Here is a 4,718-nt window from a genome sequence, read left to right on the forward strand (position 1 = left end):
CCAGCGGGAGCAAGCTCCCTCGCCACAAGTCAGTGCGGGGAGTAAACCGTCAGCATCTGCCCGGGCTTCAGCGCCTTGCCTACCCGTGGATTCCAGCGCTTGAGGTGCTGCATTTCCACGTTGAAGCGCTTGGCGACCACGTACAGCGAGTCGCCTTGCTTGACCTTGTACTGGGTCTGTTTCTTTTTATTCTTGCTGCTGGCAGCGACTACCGTGTTGACGCGTTTGCGGGTGTCCTGCATGACCAGGGTCTGGCCGATCTTGAGTTTGTTGCCGCTCAGTCTGTTCCAGCGTTGCAGGTCTTTGATCTGAACGTTGTTGGCCTTGGCGATCAACCCCAGGTTATCGCCACGTTTGACGCGGTAGGTGCGCTTGGCCCCCGCCACCGTGCTTTCTTCGGCTGAGTCAAAAACCGGTTTGAGCGATCGTTTGCTGATCAGTTCTTCCGGACGCATGGTGGACAGGCTGGCGGTCAGCAACTGGGCCTTGGACGTGGGCACCAGCAGGTGCTGCGGGCCATCGATGGTGGTGCGCTGCTTGAACGCCGGGTTGAGCTGGAACAGCTCGTCTTCGTCGATGTCGGCCACCGCTGCGACCTTGGACAGGTCCATGCGCTGGTTGATCTCGACGACCTGGAAATACGGTTCGTTGGCGATCGGGTTGAGGTTGACCCCGTAGGCCTCCGGGGCAAGCACCACCTGGGACAACGCCAGTAACTTCGGCACATAGGCTTGGGTTTCGCTGGGCAGCGGCAGGTTCCAGTAATCGGTGGGCAGGCCAAGTTTTTCGTTGCGCTCGATGGCGCGGCTGACCGTTCCCTCGCCTGCGTTGTAGGCAGCCAGCGCCAACAGCCAGTCGCCGTTGAACATGTCGTGCAGGCGCGTCAGGTAATCCATCGCGGCCGTGGTAGAGGCCGTGATGTCGCGACGCCCGTCATAGAAGCGGGTCTGGCGCAGGTTGAAGTAGCGCCCCGTGGACGGGATGAACTGCCACAGGCCCACCGCATGGGCCCGGGAATAGGCCATGGGGTTGTAGGCGCTTTCGATCACTGGCAGCAGCGCCAGCTCCAGGGGCATGTTGCGTTCTTCAAGGCGTTCGACGATGTAATGAATGTACAGGCTGCCGCGTTCGCCGGCGTTCTCCAGAAAGGATGGATTGCTGGCGAACCACAGGCGTTGCTGTTCGATACGCGGGTTGACGCCGGCGGTTTCCTGCAGCTGGAAGCCCTGGCGCATACGCTCCCAGACGTCCTGAGGTACTTGAGGGACAGGTTTTTCGGTGAGCCAGATGGGTTTCTGTTTGGCGCGAGCGGCGATGTTCGGCGTGTGCGCCACATCGGTCTGCGGCACCTGGCTCGTGCTCTGGCAGCCCGCCAGGGTAGCGGACACAGCCACTGCGACAGCTTGAGCCAAGCGGGTCAATGTGTCTGACTGGACGGACTTACGTATAGATGACGACATTGGCTGGAAGTAAGTTCCGGGCAAAAATGTCGGCCGATTCTAGGAAGCGCACCCCAACAGGTCAACCTTTCAGAATTTTTGTATCAAACGCCAGCGGCCTTAGAACTTATCTTTCCATGCCCTCAAGGCCGCAAAAACCTCACTTGGCGTCTCGTTACGCTGGCCATTCCGTTCGTCTGCTTTTTGTTTAACGGATGTTTCAGCGGTCCGCAGGAACGGATTGGTGAGCTTTTCAAGTGCCAGGGTCGAGGGCAGGGTCATGACGCCCGCGTTACGTTGCTGGCTGACTTTTTCCAGGCGCGCGGCTATGTCCGGGTTGCCGGGCTCTACCGCCGCGGCGAATCTAAGATTGCTGAGGGTGTATTCATGGGTGCAGTAGACCAGCGTATCCTCAGGCAGAGAGGCCAGGCGGCTGAGGGACTGATGCATTTGTGCCGGCGTGCCTTCGAAGAGCCGGCCGCAACCGGCGGCGAACAAGGTGTCGCCACAGAACAACAGGCCATGATGGTAATACGCGATATGCCCCAGGGTGTGGCCGGGTACGGCGTAGACATCGAAGTCCCAGCCGAGGACGCTGAGCCGGTCGTTGTCTTGCAGCGCCACGTCCCGCGCCGGGATGTTCTCACTGGCCGGGCCGTAGACGGTGGCGTGTGTCGCGTTTTTCAGTGCCTGGACGCCGCCGACATGATCGTGATGATGGTGGGTGATCAGGATGTCGCTCAGGACCCAGCCTGGATGGGCGTCGAGCCATTCCTGCACCGGCGTGGCGTCGCCGGGGTCGACGACGGCGCAGCGTTGAGTGGCGTGGTCCTGTAACAACCAGATGTAGTTATCGGTGAACGCGGGCAGGGCACTGATCTGTATCATCGCGGAATTCGCCAAGCAGAAAACAAAGGCGCATCTTAGAACTTCCTGACGCGTTGGAGAATGCAATGACTGATGAAGCGTTCGCTCAGGCTGATCCCGACTGGCTTGCGTTGATCAGCGCCGCTCGTGAGTGGCTGTCCGGCCCTGTCGGGCAATTTTTGCTGGAAGAGGAGCGGCGCATGCTCGAAGACGAGCTGGGCCGGTTCTTTGGTGGCTATCTGGTGCACTACGGGCCTTCGGCGCAGACACCGCCGTCGGCGCCGCAGGTCCAGCGCAATGTCCGCCTGGGGGCACCCTTGCCCGGCGTGGAGATCGTTTGCGAAGAGCAGGCCTGGCCGTTGAGCGAGCATGCCGCCGACGTGGTGGTGATGCAGCACGGGCTGGATTTCTGCCTGTCCCCGCACGGGTTGCTGCGCGAAGCCGCCAGCAGCGTGCGCCCTGGCGGGCATCTGCTGATCATTGGCATCAATCCCTGGAGCAGCTGGGGGTTGCGTCACGTGTTCGCACACGATGCTTTGCGTCAGGCTCGCTGCATCTCGGCGTCAAGGGTCGGTGACTGGCTCAACCTGCTGGGCTTCGCGCTGGAGAAACGCCGCTTCGGATGCTATCGTCCGCCGCTTGCGTCGCCCAAGTGGCAGGCCCGTCTGGCCGGCTGGGAGCGCAAGGCCGGTGAGTGGCAACTGTCCGGCGGCGGCTTCTATTTATTGGTGGCGCGCAAGATTGCGGTCGGGCTGCGCCCGGTTCGTCAGGCGCGACGCGAGCCGATGGGCAAGCTGATTCCCTTGCCGATGGCCAAGGTCAATCGTCGCCACATCGAGCCTTAACCCTTTTCTGATGGTCTGGCGGCATTTCGGTTGCGGGCATTGTCGTTCCCGTCCGGCAGACCTTTGCATTTTTTTCTGGATGGATTGGCATGAGCGATAGCGTAGAACTCTTCACTGACGGCGCCTGCAAGGGCAATCCCGGCCCGGGTGGCTGGGGGGCGCTGCTGGTATGCAAGGGTGTCGAGAAGGAACTCTGGGGCGGTGAAACCAATACCACCAACAACCGCATGGAGCTGATGGGCGCTATTCGGGGTTTGGAAGAGCTTAAGCGGCCCTGCGACGTATTGCTGGTGACCGACTCGCAGTATGTGATGAAAGGCATCAATGAGTGGATGGCCAACTGGAAGAAGCGTGGCTGGAAAACCGCTGCGAAAGAGCCGGTGAAGAATGCCGATCTGTGGAAGCTGCTCGACGAGCAGGTCAACCGCCACAACGTCACCTGGAAGTGGGTGCGCGGCCATATCGGCCATCACGGTAACGAACGGGCCGACCAGTTGGCCAACCGTGGGGTGGATGAGGTGCGGGGGTACAAGCAAGCCTGATGCAACCCTGTTCAGTTGGGCATGCACACTTTGTGGCGAGGGGATTTATCCCCGTTGGGCTGCGAAGCAGCCCTAAAGCCAGACACCACGGTGTGTCAGGAAGTTTGCACGGGGTCGCTTCGCGCCCCAGCGGGGATAAATCCCCTCGCCACAAAGCTGCGGCCAGCAACTCCCTCGGAGCGTGTTAACATCCGCGCTTTTGCAAGCATGCCCGTTGAGAGCTGAACACTGATGGCCAACAGATCTGTTGTACTGGATACCGAAACCACCGGCATGCCGGTGACCGATGGTCACCGGATTATCGAAATCGGCTGTGTCGAGCTGATCGGCCGGCGCCTGACCGGTCGCCATTTCCACGTTTACCTGCAACCGGACCGCGAAAGTGATGAAGGCGCCATCGGCGTCCACGGTATCACTAACGAATTCCTGGTGGGCAAGCCGCGCTTCGCCGAAGTGGCCGATGAATTCTTCGAGTTCATCCAGGGTGCGCAACTGATCATCCATAACGCGGCGTTCGACGTTGGTTTCATCAACAACGAATTTGCCCTGATGGGCCAGCACGACCGGGCCGACATCACCCGGCACTGCACCATCCTCGATACCCTGATGATGGCGCGGGAGCGGCATCCGGGGCAGCGCAACAGCCTCGATGCCTTGTGCAAGCGCTACGGGGTCGACAACTCTGGTCGTGAGCTGCATGGCGCTTTGCTCGACTCGGAGATTCTTGCCGACGTCTACCTGACCATGACGGGCGGGCAGACCAGCCTGTCCCTGGCCGGCAACGCCTCCGATGGCAATGGCACGGGTGAAGGTTCGGGTAACCAAGCCTCGGAAATTCGTCGTTTGCCCACTGACCGCACGCCAGGCCGGATCCTTCGCGCCAGCGAAAACGACCTGGCTGAACATGCCGCACGTCTGGAAGCCATCGCCAAGTCTGCTGGCGCTCCGGCATTGTGGACGCAATTGGTCGAATCCCAGGCCGCAGCGAACTGATGCCCCTTGTGGGAGCGGGCTTGCTCGCGAAG

5 protein-coding genes are annotated in these 4,718 nt (G+C 60.9%); 3 read left to right on the plus strand and 2 right to left on the minus strand.

What is annotated here, in order from left to right:
* Positions 1-29: 29 nt before the first annotated feature.
* Positions 30-1,460, minus strand: coding sequence for a transglycosylase SLT domain-containing protein (locus HU811_RS25065; RefSeq protein ID WP_092396883.1), 1,431 nt, complete (start codon positions 1,458-1,460; stop codon positions 30-32).
* A 99-nt stretch (positions 1,461-1,559) separates the two neighbouring features.
* Complete coding sequence (gene gloB, locus HU811_RS25070) at positions 1,560-2,327, minus strand: hydroxyacylglutathione hydrolase (protein ID WP_186658677.1); 768 nt, start codon at positions 2,325-2,327, stop codon at positions 1,560-1,562.
* Between the two features lie 65 nt (positions 2,328-2,392).
* On the opposite strand from gloB, the gene HU811_RS25075 reads away from it, so the two are divergent.
* The 3 genes from HU811_RS25075 to dnaQ all read left to right on the plus strand — a co-directional run bounded on the left by HU811_RS25075 (position 2,393) and on the right by dnaQ (position 4,686).
* Positions 2,393-3,151, plus strand: coding sequence for a class I SAM-dependent methyltransferase (locus HU811_RS25075; protein WP_047225765.1), 759 nt, complete (start codon positions 2,393-2,395; stop codon positions 3,149-3,151).
* Between the two features lie 89 nt (positions 3,152-3,240).
* Entirely contained in the window at positions 3,241-3,693 is a 453-nt protein-coding gene (gene rnhA / locus HU811_RS25080) for a ribonuclease HI (protein ID WP_058544565.1), read from the plus strand.
* A 231-nt stretch (positions 3,694-3,924) separates the two neighbouring features.
* A complete protein-coding gene (gene dnaQ / locus HU811_RS25085; RefSeq protein WP_092396886.1) occupies positions 3,925-4,686 on the plus strand; it encodes a DNA polymerase III subunit epsilon in 762 nt (253 codons plus the stop codon).
* The last annotated feature ends 32 nt before the right edge of the window (positions 4,687-4,718 follow it).

It is taken from the genome of Pseudomonas tehranensis, from assembly GCF_014268615.1.
Lineage (GTDB): Bacteria > Pseudomonadota > Gammaproteobacteria > Pseudomonadales > Pseudomonadaceae > Aquipseudomonas > Aquipseudomonas tehranensis.

Bases quoted from the DNA above. Each gene is read 5' to 3' on its own strand.
- rnhA (WP_058544565.1), top strand. From the start codon at position 3,241: ATGAGCGATAGCGTAGAACTCTTCACTGACGGCGCCTGCAAGGGCAAT.
- gloB (WP_186658677.1), bottom strand. From the start codon at position 2,327: ATGATACAGATCAGTGCCCTGCCCGCGTTCACCGATAACTACATCTGG.
- dnaQ (WP_092396886.1), top strand. From the start codon at position 3,925: ATGGCCAACAGATCTGTTGTACTGGATACCGAAACCACCGGCATGCCG.
- HU811_RS25075 (WP_047225765.1), top strand. From the start codon at position 2,393: ATGACTGATGAAGCGTTCGCTCAGGCTGATCCCGACTGGCTTGCGTTG.
- HU811_RS25065 (WP_092396883.1), bottom strand. From the start codon at position 1,460: ATGTCGTCATCTATACGTAAGTCCGTCCAGTCAGACACATTGACCCGC.